Here is a 15,509-nt window from a genome sequence, read left to right as displayed (position 1 = left end):
ACCACCCTAGGCCGGGGGTCCGACAGCCCGCTCAGGCCAGCCCCGCCGTGCAGGACGACGCGACCCCGTCGCAGGCGACCTGCGCGTAGTCCCCGAGCGCGATCTCGGTGAAGTTGGCCAGGCTCGCGGTGTCGGGCGCGAAGTACCCCGGATGCCCCTGCGCGCCCGCCGCGCTGATCACCCGCGCGCCGAACGAGGCCGAGACCGGGTCGGCCCCGTGGCCGAGGCCGGCGAACTCCAGGTGCGGCACGTCGCTGATCCAGTCGCCGCTGTCACGCGCCGCCCAGATGTGCGCGCCGGTGTGCAGCTGGCCGACGTCGCGGGCCCGCATGCCGGGGCTGCCGAACACGGTGATGTCCGAGACCTGGCCCTCGACCAGGTCGGGCGCGGCCACCCCGCACAGCACCGACCCGTACGAGTGGCAGAAGAGCGCCACGTCGTGCCGCTGCGGCAGCGCCGACAGCAGCCCTTCGAGGCGGGTCGCGCCGCGCTCGGCCAGCGCCGCGGTGGAAGCGTCCAGGCCGACGCCGGTGGGCGTGGTGTAGTCGGCCCAGGCGATGACCGCCGTACGGGAGCGGGGTGCGACGGCCAGCTCCTCGTCGTGCAGCGCCTCGGCCATGCCGACCGGGGCCGCGTACGACCTGTCGGTGCGTTCGAACGTGAGCACGTTGGTGTCCACGCCCGGCACCACCACCGCGACCCGCTTGGCGCCTGCCAGGTCGCCGAAGACCTCGGCCGCCAGCCCGTTGCCGGTCGGGTCGAAGGCCAGGATCTGCCGGTGGCCGCCGAGCAGCGAGGTGTAGCGGGCGGCCCGCCGGGCGGCGTCCCTGCGGCCGGCCGCCGTCATCGTGTCGCTGTGCGCGCGGGCCCGGGCGGCGGCGCGGGCGGCCCGCAGCGCGTGCGCGTTGGCCCGGTAGCGCAGCGCGATCGGGGCGCCGTTGAGGTTGCCGACCACCAGCGCGTAGCGGTCGGCGAGCCGCCGCCGCTGCGCTCCGGTCAGCGAGGCGAAGAACCGCGCGATGGTGCCGGGCGCGCTGTCCAGGGCGGGCAGCTTGCGGACCCCGATCGTGCCGCGCTTCCACGCCGACACCGCCACCGACCGCGGATCCGAGCCGCCGCCGGGCCGGAGGGCCGTCCAGCCGGTGGTGGCCAGCATGACGAAGACCACCACCAGCGACAGCAGTGCGCGGACGGATGTGGGGTTCATGCGCGCGTCGAGAAGGGTCACTCGCGGAAGCCTCGCGGATTCAGTTCCGGTGTCAGGTCCGGGATCACGCGGTGCGGCCCGGTCACGGGGGAAGCCGCCCTCGGTGACCGGCGGCTCCACGGGCCCACCCTAGGGCCTGCCGGGCGCTGCTCAGCCGACCCGGCGGTCGGCGGCGCGGTCGGCGACGCTCCGCGACCACGGCATGACAGCCGCGGTCCGGGGCAACCGACCCATGAGACTCCCGAGGAGGGAAGAAGATGACTCGACGGACGTACGCGAGCCGCGGCGGCTTCCGCGGTGCCGGCGACACCACGGCCGGCGGCAGCGTGTCAACGCTGGGCCTGGTCGGCGTGATCTGTGCGGTCGCCGGTTTCTTCGTACTGGGCATCGTGCTCGGCCCGGTCGCCCTGGTGTGCGGCTGGCTGGTGATGGGCCGCACCTGGCGGGGCCGCAAGCCGGTGCTCGGGCTGATCGCGACCATCCTGGGCGCGCTGGACCTCGTGATCGCCCTGCTCTACCTGGCCCAGTAGCGCCGGCCCGGGCAGCGACCAGCCCCCCGAACACCAGAAAAGCAGCGAACACGAGAAAAGCAGCGGAGCCCCCGTCAAGGGCCCCGCTGCTTCGCTGTCTGACGCCCGCTCAGGGCTCAGGTCAGGGCTCAGGCGTCGCCGCCCGCCGCCCCCGGGTCGGCCGCGGCCACGTCAAGCAGCTGGTAGCGGTCGATCGCCTGCTTCAGCGCCGAGCGGTCGATCTTCCCGTCCTGCGCCAGCTCGGTCAGCACCGCGAGCACGATCGACTGCGCGTCGATGTGGAAGAAACGCCGTGCGGCCCCGCGCGTGTCGGCGAAGCCGAAGCCGTCGGCGCCGAGCGAGGTGTAGCGGCCGGGCACCCAGCGGGCGATCTGGTCGGGCACCGAGCGCATCCAGTCCGAGACCGCCACGAACGGCCCCTGCGCCGACGAGAGCTTGCGCGTCACGTAGGGCACGCGCTGCTCCTCCTCCGGGTGCAGCAGGTTGTGCCGCTCCACGTCGACGGCCTCGCGCCGCAGCTCGTTCCAGGAGGTGGCCGACCATACGTCGGCGCGTACGTCCCAGTCCTCGGCGAGGATCCGCTGCGCCTCGACCGCCCACGGCACGGCCACGCCGGACGCCATGATCTGGGCCGGCACGCTGCCCGCCTCGCCCGCCTTGAAGCGGTGGACGCCCTTGAGGATGCCCTCGACATCGACGTCGGCGGGCTCGGCCGGGTGCTGGATCGGCTCGTTGTAGACCGTCAGGTAGTAGAAGACGTCCTCGCCGGGGCGGCCGTCCGCGGTCTCGCCGTACATCCGGCGCAGGCCGTCCTTGACGATGTGCGCGATCTCGAAGCTGTACGCGGGGTCGTACGCCACGCAGGCCGGGTTGGTGGACGCCAGCAGGTGCGAGTGGCCGTCGGCGTGCTGGAGCCCTTCACCCGTGAGGGTGGTGCGGCCGGCGGTCGCGCCGAGCACGAAGCCGCGGGAGAGCTGGTCGGCCATCTGCCAGAACTGGTCGCCGGTGCGCTGGAACCCGAACATCGAGTAGAAGACGTAGACCGGGATCAGCGGCTCGCCGTGGGTGGCGTAGGCGGAGCCGGCCGCGATCAGCGAGGCGGTGCAGCCGGCCTCGGAGATGCCGTCGTGCAGCATCTGGCCGGTCGGCGACTCCTTGTAGGCGAGCAGCAGCTCGCGGTCCACCGACTCGTACTGCTGGCCCAGCGGGTTGTAGATCTTCGCGCTCGGGAAGAACGCGTCCATGCCGAAGGTGCGGTACTCGTCGGGGGCGATCAGCACGAAGCGCTTGCCGATCTCCTTGTCCCGCATGAGGTCCTTGAGCACCCGCACGAACGCCATGGTGGTGGCGATCGACTGCTGGCCCGAGCCCTTGCGGGCGGCGGCGTACGTCTTGTCGGCCGGCTGCGGCAGCGGCTTGGCGCGCACCACGCGGGTCGGCACATAGCCGCCGTTGCCCTTGCGGTGGTCGTGCATGTACTGGATCTCTTCGGAGTCCCGGCCGGGGTGGTAGTACGGCGGGTAGCCCTCGTCGAGCCGCTGGTCGGTGATCGGCAGGTGCAGCCGGTCCCGGAACCGCTTGAGGTCGTCCACCGTCAGCTTCTTCATCTGGTGGGTGGCGTTGCGGCCCTCGAAGTTCGGTCCGAGCGTCCAGCCCTTGATCGTCTGGGCGAGGATCACGGTGGGCTGGCCCTGGTGCTCCTTGGCCGCGGTGTAGGCGGCGAAGATCTTGCGGTGGTCGTGGCCGCCGCGCCCGAGGTGCAGGATCTGCTCGTCGGTGAGGTCCTCGACCATGCTGCGCAGCCGCTGGTCGTCGCCGAAGAAGTGCTCGCGGATGTACGCGCCGGTCTCGGTGGCGTACGTCTGGAACTGGCCGTCCGGGGTGATGTTCATCTTGTTGACCAGCAGGCCGTCCCGGTCCTGGGCCAGCAGCGGGTCCCAGGTGCGGTCCCAGACCAGCTTGATCACGTTCCAGCCGGCGCCGCGGAACTGCGACTCCAGCTCCTGGATGATCTTGCCGTTGCCGCGGACCGGGCCGTCCAGCCGCTGGAGGTTGCAGTTGACCACGAAGGTCAGGTTGTCCAGGCCCTCGCGGGCGGCGATGGACAGCTGGCCGAGCGACTCCGGCTCGTCCATCTCGCCGTCGCCGAGGAACGCCCACACGTGCGACTTGGAGGTGTCGGCGATGCCGCGCGCCTCCATGTAGCGGTTCATCCTGGCCTGGTAGATCGCGCCGAGCGGGCCGAGGCCCATCGAGACGGTCGGGAACTCCCAGAAGTCCGGCATCAGCCGCGGGTGCGGGTAGCTGGACAGCCCGTTGGGGGCCTTCGACTTCTCCTGCCGGAAGCCGTCGAGCTGGGCCTCGGAGAGCCGGTCGAGCAGGAACGCGCGGGCGTAGATGCCGGGGGAGGCGTGGCCCTGGAAGAAGATCTGGTCGCCGCCGAGGCCGTCGTCCTTGCCGCGGAAGAAGTGGTTGAAGCCCACGTCGTAGAGCGAGGCGGAGGAGGCGAAGGTGGCGATGTGGCCGCCGACCCCGATGCCGGGGCGCTGCGCGCGGGAGACCATCACTGCCGCGTTCCACCGGGTGGCGTTGAGGATCTTGCGTTCGATCTCCTCGTTACCGGGGAAGAACGGCTCGTCCTTGGTGGCGATGGTGTTCACGTAGTCCGTGCTGCGCATCTCGGGCACGGCCACGCGCTTCTCGCGCGCGCGCTCGATGAGGCGGAGCATCAGATAGCGGGCACGCTGGCGGCCGCGCTCGTCGATGGCCGCGTCGAGCGAGTCGAGCCATTCCGCCGTCTCCTCGGGATCGAAATCCGGGACCTGGCTGGGAAGGCCGCCAATGATGATCGGGTTGCGATCGGATCCGGAAGCCACGCTGTTCCTTCGCTGCTCGGTGGTGCTCTGCTGGGGTCTCGCCGCATCCATCGTGTACCGCGCCGTTCGAAACGTCATCTCTACCGAGCGGTAACCGCTGGTCATTGAGACGGCGGCGCTACGCGGCCTGTGAGTCCCCCGGCCGGAGGCCGGGTGAGGCCAAATCTGAACTCTACGCCCAGTCGGACGTACGACCGACTCGCGACGCCAATCGTGCGCAACACCGGCAAACCGTCGTGATCTGCGTCACCATTGGCAGTACGGGTTGCGGTGACACGGTCGAATCATCACTGTTTCGGTGGTCTCGTACGCCGGGTACTTGCGCGATCCGCCGCGCCCGTGTGGACTACCGCCAATAACCCGCACCGGCGCGGGAACACATACTCCATGACCGACGCAATGGCAGTCCCCATGACAGGAGGCAAAGCGTGAGCGCGACCGCGGACCACGCGGAGGAGCGGACCAACCCGGCAAGCCGGCTTGGTTTCGAGCCCGGACAGGTGGTCCAGGAGCTCGGGTACGACGAGGATTGCGACCAGGAGCTTCGCGAGAGTATCGAGGAGCTCACGGGCGAAGAGCTCGCCGATGAGGAGTACGACGACGTGCCCGACGCCGTCCTGCTGTGGTTCCGGGAGGACGACGGCGACCTCACCGACGCACTGGTGGACGCCACCTCTACCGTCGATCCCGGTGCCCCGATCTGGCTGATGACCCCGAAGACGGGGCGTGACGGCCACGTCGAACCCAGCGAGATCGGCGAGGCGGCGCAGACCGCGGGCCTGGCCCAGACCAGCAGCGTCAACGCTGCCAAGGACTGGACCGGCAGCCGGCTTGTCACCCCGAAGGCGGCCAGGGCGGGCAAGCGGTAGCCCTTCCGTCCCTCCGGTGCCCCTTGATGCGGCCGAAAGCCGCACCAAGGGGCTTACGTGTGAGAGAACTGGTCCATGACGCTCTCCACCGGCGACATCGCGCCGGACTTCACGCTGAAGGACCAGCACGGCCGCACCGTTCGGCTCGCGGACTTCCGCGGCGCCAAGAACGTGGTGCTGCTCTTCTACCCGTTCGCCTTCACCGGGGTCTGCACCGGCGAGCTGTGCGCGCTGCGCGACGAGCTGCCGGCGTTCCAGAACGAGGACGTGCAGCTGCTCGCGGTCTCCTGCGACTCCATGCACAGCCTGCGGGTCTTCGCCGACCAGGAGGGCCTCGACTACCCGCTGCTGTCGGACTTCTGGCCGCACGGCGAGGCCGCCCGGGCCTACGGGGTCTTCGCCGAGGACAAGGGCTGCGCGCTGCGCGGCACCTTCGTCATCGACAAGCAGGGCGTCATCCGCTGGACGGTGGTCAACGGTCTGCCGGACGCCCGGGACCTGCACGAGTACGCAAAGGCGCTCGAAGACCTGCCGGTCACGGGAACGGGTCACTAAGCTCTGCACGTTGATCCAGTGCCGCGCGCTTTCGGCGGCACTTCACGGCATAGAGCACTACATATCCGTAAAAATGAGTAACGAACCGACGGGAGGACTCGTGGGAGTCAGCCTCAGCAAGGGTGGCAACGTCTCGCTGACCAAGGAGGCGCCCAATCTCACGGCGGTCGTCGTCGGTCTGGGCTGGGACGCCCGTACCACCACCGGCAACGACTTCGACCTCGACGCGAGCGCGCTGCTGACCAACGACACCGGCAAGGTGCTGTCGGACGCGCACTTCGTGTTCTTCAACAACCTCACCAGCCCGGACGGTTCCGTGGTGCACACCGGTGACAACCTCACCGGTGAGGGCGAGGGCGACGACGAGGTCATCAACGTGAACCTGGCCGGCGTGCCGGCCGATGTCTCCAAGATCGTCTTCCCGGTCTCGATCTACGAGGCCGAGGGCCGCCAGCAGAGCTTCGGCCAGGTGCGCAACGCCTACATCCGGGTGCTCAACGCCGCCGACCAGCGCGAGCTGGCCCGCTACGACCTCACGGAGGACGCCTCCACCGAGACCGCGATGGTCTTCGGCGAGCTGTACCGGCACGGCGCGGAGTGGAAGTTCCGGGCCATCGGACAGGGGTACGCCTCGGGCCTGCGCGGCATCGCACAGGACTTCGGCGTCAACGTCTGAAAACACACGGGGAGGAACGAACCACAATGGGCGTCACGCTCGCCAAGGGAGGCAATGTCTCCCTCTCCAAGGCCGCTCCGAATCTCACCAAGGTGCAGATCGGGCTCGGCTGGAGGAACCGCTCGACCACCGGAGCCGACTTCGACCTGGACGCCAGCGCGCTGCTCTGCGGCAACGGCCGGGTCCTGGGGGACGAGTACTTCGTCTTCTACAACAACCTGAAGAGCCCGGAGGGCTCCGTCGAGCACACCGGTGACGAACTGGTGGGCGGCACCGGCGGTGACGACGAGACGATCCTGGTCGATCTCTCCACCGTCCCCGAGCGGGTGGACAAGATCGTCTTCCCGGTCTCGATCTATGACGCCGACGCCCGTTCCCAGACGTTCGGGCAGGTCAGCGACGCGTACATCCGGGTGCTCAACCAGGCCGACGGCGCGGAGCTGGCCCGCTACGACCTCACGGAGGACGCCTCCACCGAGACGGCGATGATCTTCGGCGAGCTCTACCGCTACGGCGGCGAGTGGAAGTTCCGTGCTGTTGGCCAGGGGTACGCATCGGGACTGCGGGGTATCGCCCTAGACTTCGGGGTCAACGTTTCGTAAAGCCGCGCACGCCGCGGGGGCATCCTCCGTCTGACGGGGATCCAGAGGGATTGGGTGGGTAGCACGTGCTCCTCAGAACATTCGGCTGGTCGATGGGTATCACCGTCGCCGGCCTGGTCTTGGCTTTCATCCTCTGGGGAGGCAAGGGGCTCGCGATCGTGGCGATCCTGTCCGTCCTCGAGATCTCGCTCTCGTTCGACAACGCGGTCATCAACGCCGGCATCGTCAGGAAGCTGAACGCCTTCTGGCAGAAGATCTTCCTGACCATCGGCGTGCTGATCGCGGTGTTCGGCATGCGGCTGGTCTTCCCGATCCTGATCGTGTCGGTGACGGCCAAGCTCAGCCCGTACGAGGCGGTCAAGGTCGCGATCAACGACCACGACCGGTACGAGCTGCTGGTCACCAACGCCCACCCGGCGATCGCCGCCTTCGGCGGCATGTTCCTGCTGATGATCTTCCTCGACTTCATCTTCGAGGACCGGGACATCACCTGGCTGTCCTGGCTGGAGAAGCCGCTCGCCAAGCTCGGCAAGCTGGACATGCTCTCGGTGTGCGTCGCGATGGTCGCCCTGATCATCGCGGCCACCACCGTCGCCACCGGGGTCCCGGTGCACGGCGGCGGCCACGGCACCATCGACAAGGCCGAGACGGTGCTGCTGTCCGGTGTCTCCGGCCTGCTGGCGTATCTCGTGGTGGGCGGCGTCTCCGGCTACTTCGAGGAACGCCTGGAGGACGACGAGGAAGAGGACGAGGACGGCGAAGGGGACACGGAGGGCGCCGAGCCCGCCGAGCCGGCCGGCGAGGTCGCCCCGGTGGCCGCCAAGAAGACCGGCAGCAGCCGGGCGCGGACCGTCGGCATGGCCGGCAAGGCCGCGTTCTTCATGTTCCTGTACCTGGAGCTCATCGACGCGTCCTTCTCCTTCGACGGCGTGATCGGCGCCTTCGCGGTCAGCAACGACATCTTCGAGATCGCCCTCGGTCTGGGCATCGGCGCCATGTACATCAGGTCGCTCACCGTCTTCCTGGTCCGCCGGGGCACCCTGGACGACTACGTGTACCTGGAGCACGGCGCGCACTACGCGATCGGCGCCCTGTCGATCATCCTGCTGGTCACCATCAAGTACGACGTCAGCGAGGTCATCACCGGCCTCGTCGGCGTTGTCCTGATCGCGGCGTCCTACTGGTCGTCGGTGGTACGCAACCGCCGGCTCGGGGAAGGATCCCAGGAGTCGGACGACGACAAGACGGAAGTGACGAGCGGGGTCTGACCCGCCCGCCGCACCAACAGCGCTGCCCCCGCCGTCCGGCGGGGGCAGCGCTGCTCACAGGGGAGGGTGAAGCGATGGCGTGGTGGAGTTTTCTGCGGCCCAGCGGGGCCGAGCGGTTCGACGTGGCGAACGCGCACACCGTGGAGCTCACCAAGCGGCACCCGCTGGTGTCGCTGACCAAGCAGGGCGCCGCGGTCGGCAACATGCGGGTCAACCTGTCCTGGGAGATGCGCACCTCGGACACCGGCGGCTGGAGCAACGACCAGCGCGGCTTCCTGCGCCGCCAGTTCGACGTGTTCCGGCCGCAGGTCGTGCAGGCCGCCGGTCCCGCGATGGTCAATGTGGACCTGGACCTGGCCTGCATGTACGAACTGGCCGACGGCTCCAAGGGCGTGGTCCAGCCGCTCGGCAACTTCCTCGGCGACCTCGACGCGCCGCCGTACATCCAGATGAGCGGCGACGACCGGTTCGGCAGCGGCTCCGGCGAGACCCTCTACATCAACTTCGACAAGCGCGACGAGTTCAAGCGGCTGCTGGTCTTCGTCTACATCTACGACGGCACGCCCGCCTTCGACCGCACCCACGCCAAGGTGGAGATCTTCCCCGGCTCGGGACCGCGGATCGAGATCCCGCTGAGCGAGCGCGAACCGCAGGCCAGGTCCTGCGCGGTGGTGCTGATCGAGAACCGCAAGGGCGAGTTGGTGGTGCGCCGCGAGGTGAAGTACGTGTACGGATTCCAGGCCGAGATCGACCGGCTCTACGGCTGGGGCCTGCAATGGGGCCGCGGATACAAGAGCACCAACAAGGTCTGACACAAGGTCTGACACAAGGTCTGAACCCCGCGCTTCTGCCGCCCGGTTGCCACGAAGTGATCACGGCTTTGGCTGAACTCCCTTACCGCACACGGTAATTCGGGCACTCTTGGTAACCCACGACATTCGACTGCGGCGGCTGGGGGAGTCCTTTGCCCGAATGGCCCGGGCGGTCCTTGAGGGACCGGGCGATAGAGAGCTACGCCGGCACGCACCTGGTGCGCTCGCCCGGTCCGCTCACCGACCTGCCCGCACTGCTGCTGCTCGGCCCGCGCGGCAGCGGCAAGACCAGCCTGCTGGGCCACCTCGGCGCCTGGGGCCAGGCGGCGCCGCTGGCCACCCTGGACCTGGCGGCCATGGAGCAGGGCGACAAGACCCTGTTCGACGCGCTGGCCGACCTCGCCTACCAGTTACAGGCCAGGAAGGACGGCTTCCCGCAGCTGGGCTTCCCGTCCTTCACCGTGCTGCTGCTGGCCGCCGCGGCGGCCGTCAACACCCGCGACCGCGGTGCGGCCGTCAACCAGATGCGCACCCTGCTCCAGGGCACCGCCACCCAGGACTACTCCTACGAGTCGTTGCAGCCGCTGCTGGAGAGCGTCGCCGGGGTGGCCGGCGGGATGCTGCCCGGCTGGGTCACCCAGATCGTGCCGCTGATCCGCAGCACCCAGCGCCTCCAGGCCAGGACCAGGATCAACCGCCGGGTCGCCAGGGCCGCGAGGGACGTCGGCGGGCCGCGGGCCGGCGCGGACTTCCTGGTCGGCGTCAACCGGCTGTTCCGGGGCTACCCCGAGCAGCAGAAGGAGGCGCAGCGGCTGCTGCTCGACGCGTTCCTCGCCGACCTGCGGGACGCCTACCTGCACCGGTCGGGCCACCAGCGGCGCACCGCGCACTGCCTGCTGCTGCTCGACAACGTCGACAGCGACCTCGGCGAGTCCTTCCTCCAGTTGCTGCTGGACGTCCGCCGCGGCACCCAGTTCAAGCCGGCCCGCACCGACCCGCTGCTGATCGTCTCCGCCGCCCGCCACCAGCCGGAGTCGCTGATCCGCGAGGAGCGCAGGCTCGCGGTGCTGCCCGACTACGACAGGAGCTGGAGCGGCGACGCGGAGAAGTTCACCCCGGTCCCGGTGGGGCGGCTGCACGTCGGGCTGCTGCGCGACCTGAACCGCGACGAGGTCGAGGAGCACGCCGGCGCGGTGCTCGCCGCGCTCCCCGAGGGCGCCGAGCAGCCTGCCGCCGACACCGCCTCGTACTGGCTGGGCTGGGTCGTGCACGGCGTCACCCGCGGCCAGCCGGCCGCCACCGCCGCCGTACTGGACGCGGTGTCCAGGTTCCCGGCCGCCAAGCCGTGGGACGAGCGGATCCGCGAGTGGCCGCTGCTGCCGGTGGCCGCCGATCCGGCCGGCCGCGACCGGGGCGCGGCGACCGTCGCCGACGCCACCCTCGACCTGCTGCTGACCGACTGCGACTCGGGCCTGCGCACCCTGCTGCCCCGGGCGGCGGCGGCCCTCAGCCAGGGCCAGGCCGAGGCCGCCCCCGAGCTGTGGCGGCACGTGCCGCCCGCGCTGCGCCGCCGGTTCGAGGACGACGGCCAGGTCGTCTACCACCCGGCGGTCCGCTTCCTGCTGCTGCGCCGGCTCGACGCCACCGCCGGCGTCGAGGGCGCGGGCACCTGGGACGGCGCGCACAGCGCGCTGGCCGCCGCGGCCGGGGCCGACGGCGCCCTGGTGGCCTACCACGAGCTGGCCCGCGGCCGGCTGGACGCGGCGGTGGACTACCTGCACGCCCGGTTCCACGCGATGCCCGCCACCCGCTGGTGCGACGAGCTGTCCCTCATCCAGCGCGCCCCGGCCCGCTGGGCGGGAGGGCTGCCGGAACCGGCCAGGGACCGCTACGTGCGGCTGGTGGGCACCCCCACCGGCGACGAGGGCCGGCAGGCGATCACCCGGCTGCTCGCGGCCGGCTGGGTCACCGCGCACCCGCGCACCGACCCGCACTCCGGGGTCTACGAGGACCCGCTCGGCGACCCGTACGCGGAGCTGTACTACTACATCGCCGAGGAGTTCAGGACGCTGCGGCGGCTGACCCGGGGCGGCGAGGCGGATCGGGACGTGTTCGACCACAAGGTCAGGCAGTACGAGAGGAAGCCCTGGTGAGCACAGGTACGTTCGAGCTGCCGCCCGCCCCGCGCCGCCGGTGGCCGTGGATCGTGGTCGTGCTGGCGGTCGTCGCGGGCCTGGTGTTCGGCGGCATCTCCCTGTACCGACACGTGTTCGTCTCGTGCGGCAGCGGCCTGAAGAAGACCGGCCCGCACGACGAGTGCATCGGCGTCAGCGGCTCCAAGGCGTTCGACTCGTCGCTGAAGACCGTCATGCGGCAGATCTCCGACGAGAACAAGGCGGTGGCCAAGAGCGGCAAGAAGTCGGTGACCGTCGCCTACGTGGAGCCGATCACCGACGACCCGACCGAGGTCGCGTTCAAGTACGACATCCGCGAGGAGCTGGAGGGCGCCTACCTGGCCCAGCGGCAGCTGAACGACGCGGCACTCGGCGGGCACGGCGACAACCCGCAGATCCGGCTGGTGGTGGCCAACGTCGGGCTGAAGTCCCAGCAGTGGAAGCCGGTCGCCGACAAGCTGATCTCGATGACCAAGGACGGCAGCCACCTGGTCGCGGTGGCCGGCTTCGGGCAGAGCAGGGAGGGCACCCTGAGCCTGGTCGACGCGCTGCGGGACGCCAAGGTCCCGGTGCCGATGATGGGCGCCACGGTGACCGCCGACGAGCTCGCCTCGAAGGACAAGGTCGGCTTCTTCCGCAGCGCGGTGCCCAACTCCGACCAGGTCGGCGCGATGGTGAAGTACCTCAAGGGCAAGCAGAAGAGCGAAGCCGGCTACCAGGTCATGGTGATAAGGGACCGCAGCAACGGCGACATCTACAACACCTCGCTCTACCAGGACTTCCTGTCCTCGGCCCGGACCCAGAAGCTGTCGGTGCTGAGCAGCGAGGCGCAGTACCTGTCCGGCTCCGACGGGGTCAGCAACGCCTTCTCCTCGGTGGCCGACCAGGTGTGCGGCAAGAAGCCGGACGCGGTGTTCTTCGCCGGCCGCGGCGAGAACCTGCGCGGTTTCATCACGGCGATGTCGGCGCCCGACCGGCGCTGCCCGGTCACGCTGCTGACCGGCGACGACGCGGTCGGCGTCTACTACGACCAGTCCACCTCGCAGACCGTGCGCACCCGGTTCGCGAGCGACTGGAAGGTCAGCGGGGTGAGGGTGCTCTACAGCGCGCTCGCCCACCCCGCGCTGCCGGCCAAGCTCCCGCCGCCCGGCGACCGGTTCTACCAGGACCTGCTGGAGCAGTACCACAGCCGGTTCGGCGGCACCGGGGACGCGGAGTTCCAGGACGGCCAGGCGATCCTCGGCCATGACGCGGTGTGGACGCTGGGCCTGGCGATCAGGAACGCGGCCGGCCCGGACGGCGCACCGGTCACCGCGGGCAGCACGATGAACGCGCTGGTCAGCCTCTCCTCGGTGGAGGGAGCCGGCGGCCCGATCCAGTTCGGCCCGAACGGCGATCCGCAGAACAAGCCGATGTCGCTGGTGGAGCTGACCCCGGACGAGAAGTACACGTTCCAGCAGGTGCTGCGGCCGTAGCGGCCCCGGCGGCAGCGCGCCCCGGCCCGGCCCGCCCTGGCCGGGGCCGGGCCGGCTCTGGCCTCAGTGCCCCGGCTGGAACTGCGGGCCCTGCGGCGGCAGCGTGAAAGCCCCGTCCGCCCCGGCCCCGTTCCCGGCCGCCGCGGCCACCGGCTGCGGGTAGCCGTACGCCGGGAAGCCCTGCTGCGGCTGCTGGTGGACCGGCGGCGCCACGCTGGGCGGCGCGGTCGGCGGCGGCGGGACGGAGGCCGCGACCGGCTGCGGGTAGCCGTACGCGGGCTGGGCCGGCACATGCGCGGCCGAGGGCGCCTGCAGCGGATAGCCGTAGGCGCTGGTCGGCCCCGGATCGGCGGCCGGCGCCATCGTCTCCATCGCGCCCTGCGCCATCGGCGCGGTCGGCTCCGGCTCCGGGGGAGCGGCGGGGGCCGGTGCGGGGGCCGCCTCGACCTCCTCGTCGTCCACCGTGATGCCGAACGCGGTGGCCAGGCCGACCAGCCCGGTGTCGTAGCCGAGCCCCAGCGCGCGGAACTTCCAGCCGCCGCCCTTGCGGTACAGCTCGCCGCAGATCAGCGCGGTCTCGCTGCCGGTGTCGGGGCGCACCTCGAAGGTGACCACCGGCTCGGACTGCGGCCCCGAGGTGTCGTAGAGCATCAGGCACAGGCCCCGCACCTGGCGGAACGTGCCGCCGTCGCAGGAGGCGGCGATCACCACCCGGTGCACGTCCGGGCCGAGCGCGGCGAGGTCGGCCTCGACGGTGTCGGTCAGGCCGTCGGGCCGCCAGGCCTTGGGCAGGTGCCGGGCCAGCCCGGACGGGTGCCGGGGCTCGTTGTAGAAGACGAAGTCCTCGTCGTTACGAACCCGGTCGTTCTCCCCGAGCAGCACCACGGAGGCGTCCACGTCGGGCGTGCCGGAGGCCGGGTTCCAGCGGAGTACCGCCCGGATGCCCGGGGCCTCCACCGGGACGTTCATGCCCTTCACCATCACGTGGGTCATGCCGTCATTTTGTCCTCCCGGCGGCCCCGGCCACAACGCCGGTTCGGACGGTCACCCCGCTGACCCGCCCCGGTTACCTGTTTTTCACGTACGAAGGGAACCTCTCACCCATGCTCACACGTACGATAATCGGCCAGATGTCCTCAGGTCGGTAGCAGAACCCGTACCTGGACTCGTTTCCGAACCCGTACCTGAAAGGGGGCGCATGCGACATTTCGGCCACCTCGCGTCGGACGTCCGAGGTGAACTGTTCCACCGCGAGCCGCAGGAGTTCTCCGCCGACTCGCCCGCACGCATGCTCGCGACCGCCCTCGGCGCGACCCTCTACAGCCCGGCCACCCGCCCGCACCTGGCGGACGACGTCCTGAAGCAGGCCGGACGCGGGCTGGTCTCCACGGTGCTGTGCCTCGAGGACTCCATAGACGACCGCGACGTGGCCGCGGGCGAGGCCAACCTCGTCCGGCAGTTCGCCGACCTCGCGGCCCGGCCGGCCGGCACGGCCGTTCCGCTGCTGTTCATCCGGGTCCGCACACCCGGCCAGATCACCGACCTGGTCACCCGGTTGGGTGAGCACGTGTCGCTGCTCTCCGGATTCGTGCTGCCGAAGTTCACCGAGGAGACCGGCGTCCCCTTCCTGGAGGCGCTGACCAGAGCGGAGGCCGCGGCCGGCCGCCGGCTGTTCGCGATGCCGGTACTGGAGTCGCCGCAGCTGATGCATCTGGAGACCCGGGTCGAGACGCTGCACGGCATCTCCCGCACGGTCGACAAGTACCGCGACCGGGTGCTCGCGCTGCGGCTCGGCGTCACCGACTTCTGCTCCTCCTACGGGCTGCGCAGGGCCCCCGCGATGACCGCCTACGACGTGCAGATCGTCGCCTCGGTGATCGGCGACGTGGTCAACGTGCTCGGCCGCGCCGACGGCAGCGGCTTCACCGTGTCGGGGCCGGTCTGGGAGTACTTCCCGCACAGTGAGCGGATGTTCAAGCCGCAGCTGCGCCGCAGCCCGTTCACCCCCGAGGCGGAGTACCTGCGCGACTCGCTGCTGGAACGGGACATGGACGGCCTGCTCCGGGAGATCGAGCTCGACCGGGCCAACGGCCTCCAGGGCAAGACCTGCATCCACCCCACCCACGTGCCCGTGGTGCACGCTCTCAGCGTGGTCACCCACGAGGAGTACAGCGACGCGGCCGACCTGCTGCGGGAGGACCGCAGCGGCGGCGGCGTGCTCCGCTCGGCCTACACCAACAAGATGAACGAGGTGAAGCCGCACCGCGCCTGGGCCGAGCGCACCATGCGGCGCGCCGACGCGTTCGGCGTCGCCCGCGAGGACATCGGCTTCGTGGAACTGCTCACGGCCAGCCTGCCGCAGTCCTGACCCCCGCCCGGCGGCCCGGACGACGGCCGCGGGGCGGCTCGGGACCCACCCCGAGGCCCCGGTACCGCCCGTAAGGCCGGTACCACCCGGAGAAGAA

13 protein-coding genes are annotated in these 15,509 nt (G+C 70.5%); 10 read left to right on the top strand and 3 right to left on the bottom strand.

Annotated features, from left to right (window positions below; genetic code table 11):
* Window positions 1–31 precede the first annotated feature (31 nt).
* Window positions 32–1,207 (bottom strand): alpha/beta hydrolase, encoded by a 1,176-nt coding sequence (locus tag ACQPW6_RS09685; RefSeq protein ID WP_433889154.1) that lies wholly within the window; start codon window positions 1,205–1,207, stop codon window positions 32–34.
* 257 nt (window positions 1,208–1,464) lie between these two features.
* Here ACQPW6_RS09685 and ACQPW6_RS09680 point away from each other — a divergent pair, with 257 nt between their 5' ends.
* Window positions 1,465–1,737 carry a small hydrophobic protein gene (locus ACQPW6_RS09680; protein WP_433889153.1) on the top strand — a complete coding sequence of 91 codons (273 nt, stop codon included), beginning with the start codon at window positions 1,465–1,467 and terminating at the stop codon, window positions 1,735–1,737.
* A 128-nt stretch (window positions 1,738–1,865) separates the two neighbouring features.
* Here ACQPW6_RS09680 and aceE read toward each other — a convergent pair whose 3' ends face one another.
* Window positions 1,866–4,613 carry a pyruvate dehydrogenase (acetyl-transferring), homodimeric type gene (gene aceE / locus ACQPW6_RS09675; protein WP_433889152.1) on the bottom strand — a complete coding sequence of 916 codons (2,748 nt, stop codon included), beginning with the start codon at window positions 4,611–4,613 and terminating at the stop codon, window positions 1,866–1,868.
* 428 nt (window positions 4,614–5,041) lie between these two features.
* Between aceE and ACQPW6_RS09670 the strand changes: the two genes are divergently transcribed.
* The 8 genes from ACQPW6_RS09670 (at window position 5,042) to ACQPW6_RS09635 (ending at window position 13,044) form a co-directional block, all read left to right on the top strand.
* The gene (locus ACQPW6_RS09670; RefSeq protein WP_433889151.1) at window positions 5,042–5,482 is read left to right on the top strand and encodes a DUF3052 domain-containing protein; all 441 of its coding nucleotides are present in this window, start codon (window positions 5,042–5,044) and stop codon (window positions 5,480–5,482) included.
* A gap of 75 nt (window positions 5,483–5,557) precedes the next feature.
* The gene (locus ACQPW6_RS09665) at window positions 5,558–6,037 is read left to right on the top strand and encodes a peroxiredoxin (RefSeq protein ID WP_433889150.1); all 480 of its coding nucleotides are present in this window, start codon (window positions 5,558–5,560) and stop codon (window positions 6,035–6,037) included.
* 100 nt (window positions 6,038–6,137) lie between these two features.
* The gene (locus tag ACQPW6_RS09660; RefSeq protein WP_433889149.1) at window positions 6,138–6,713 is read left to right on the top strand and encodes a TerD family protein; all 576 of its coding nucleotides are present in this window, start codon (window positions 6,138–6,140) and stop codon (window positions 6,711–6,713) included.
* 26 nt (window positions 6,714–6,739) lie between these two features.
* Window positions 6,740–7,315: a TerD family protein gene (locus ACQPW6_RS09655; protein ID WP_433889148.1), complete on the top strand. Its 576-nt coding sequence runs from the start codon at window positions 6,740–6,742 to the stop codon at window positions 7,313–7,315.
* A 65-nt stretch (window positions 7,316–7,380) separates the two neighbouring features.
* Window positions 7,381–8,583 carry a DUF475 domain-containing protein gene (locus tag ACQPW6_RS09650; RefSeq protein ID WP_433889147.1) on the top strand — a complete coding sequence of 401 codons (1,203 nt, stop codon included), beginning with the start codon at window positions 7,381–7,383 and terminating at the stop codon, window positions 8,581–8,583.
* A 74-nt stretch (window positions 8,584–8,657) separates the two neighbouring features.
* Window positions 8,658–9,395: a TerD family protein gene (locus tag ACQPW6_RS09645; protein WP_433889146.1), complete on the top strand. Its 738-nt coding sequence runs from the start codon at window positions 8,658–8,660 to the stop codon at window positions 9,393–9,395.
* A 152-nt stretch (window positions 9,396–9,547) separates the two neighbouring features.
* Complete coding sequence (locus tag ACQPW6_RS09640; RefSeq protein ID WP_433889145.1) at window positions 9,548–11,548, top strand: ATP-binding protein; 2,001 nt, start codon at window positions 9,548–9,550, stop codon at window positions 11,546–11,548.
* Window positions 11,545–13,044, top strand: a complete 1,500-nt coding sequence (locus ACQPW6_RS09635) for an ABC transporter substrate-binding protein (protein WP_433889144.1) — start codon at window positions 11,545–11,547, stop codon at window positions 13,042–13,044. The genes ACQPW6_RS09640 and ACQPW6_RS09635 overlap by 4 nt, the downstream gene beginning before the upstream one ends.
* Window positions 13,045–13,107: 63 nt before the next feature.
* On the opposite strand, the gene ACQPW6_RS09630 is transcribed toward ACQPW6_RS09635, so the two are convergent.
* The gene (locus tag ACQPW6_RS09630) at window positions 13,108–14,037 is read right to left on the bottom strand and encodes a TerD family protein (protein WP_433889143.1); all 930 of its coding nucleotides are present in this window, start codon (window positions 14,035–14,037) and stop codon (window positions 13,108–13,110) included.
* A 205-nt stretch (window positions 14,038–14,242) separates the two neighbouring features.
* Between ACQPW6_RS09630 and ACQPW6_RS09625 the strand changes: the two genes are divergently transcribed.
* Window positions 14,243–15,412 (top strand): HpcH/HpaI aldolase/citrate lyase family protein, encoded by a 1,170-nt coding sequence (locus tag ACQPW6_RS09625; protein WP_433889142.1) that lies wholly within the window; start codon window positions 14,243–14,245, stop codon window positions 15,410–15,412.
* Window positions 15,413–15,509: the final 97 nt, after the last annotated feature.

Source organism: Streptomyces sp. CA-111067 (genome assembly GCF_050956065.1).
Classification (GTDB): domain Bacteria; phylum Actinomycetota; class Actinomycetes; order Streptomycetales; family Streptomycetaceae; genus Actinacidiphila.
Note: the sequence above shows the minus strand (reverse complement) of the source record. Positions and strands in the feature narration are given on the sequence as shown.

Excerpts from the sequence above, each read along its gene's own strand:
- ACQPW6_RS09625 (WP_433889142.1), top strand. The coding sequence starts at position 14,243 with ATGCGACATTTCGGCCACCTCGCGTCGGACGTCCGAGGTGAACTGTTC.
- ACQPW6_RS09680 (WP_433889153.1), top strand. The coding sequence starts at position 1,465 with ATGACTCGACGGACGTACGCGAGCCGCGGCGGCTTCCGCGGTGCCGGC.
- ACQPW6_RS09685 (WP_433889154.1), bottom strand. The coding sequence starts at position 1,207 with ATGAACCCCACATCCGTCCGCGCACTGCTGTCGCTGGTGGTGGTCTTC.
- ACQPW6_RS09645 (WP_433889146.1), top strand. The coding sequence starts at position 8,658 with ATGGCGTGGTGGAGTTTTCTGCGGCCCAGCGGGGCCGAGCGGTTCGAC.
- ACQPW6_RS09665 (WP_433889150.1), top strand. The coding sequence starts at position 5,558 with ATGACGCTCTCCACCGGCGACATCGCGCCGGACTTCACGCTGAAGGAC.
- ACQPW6_RS09630 (WP_433889143.1), bottom strand. The coding sequence starts at position 14,037 with ATGACCCACGTGATGGTGAAGGGCATGAACGTCCCGGTGGAGGCCCCG.
- ACQPW6_RS09655 (WP_433889148.1), top strand. The coding sequence starts at position 6,740 with ATGGGCGTCACGCTCGCCAAGGGAGGCAATGTCTCCCTCTCCAAGGCC.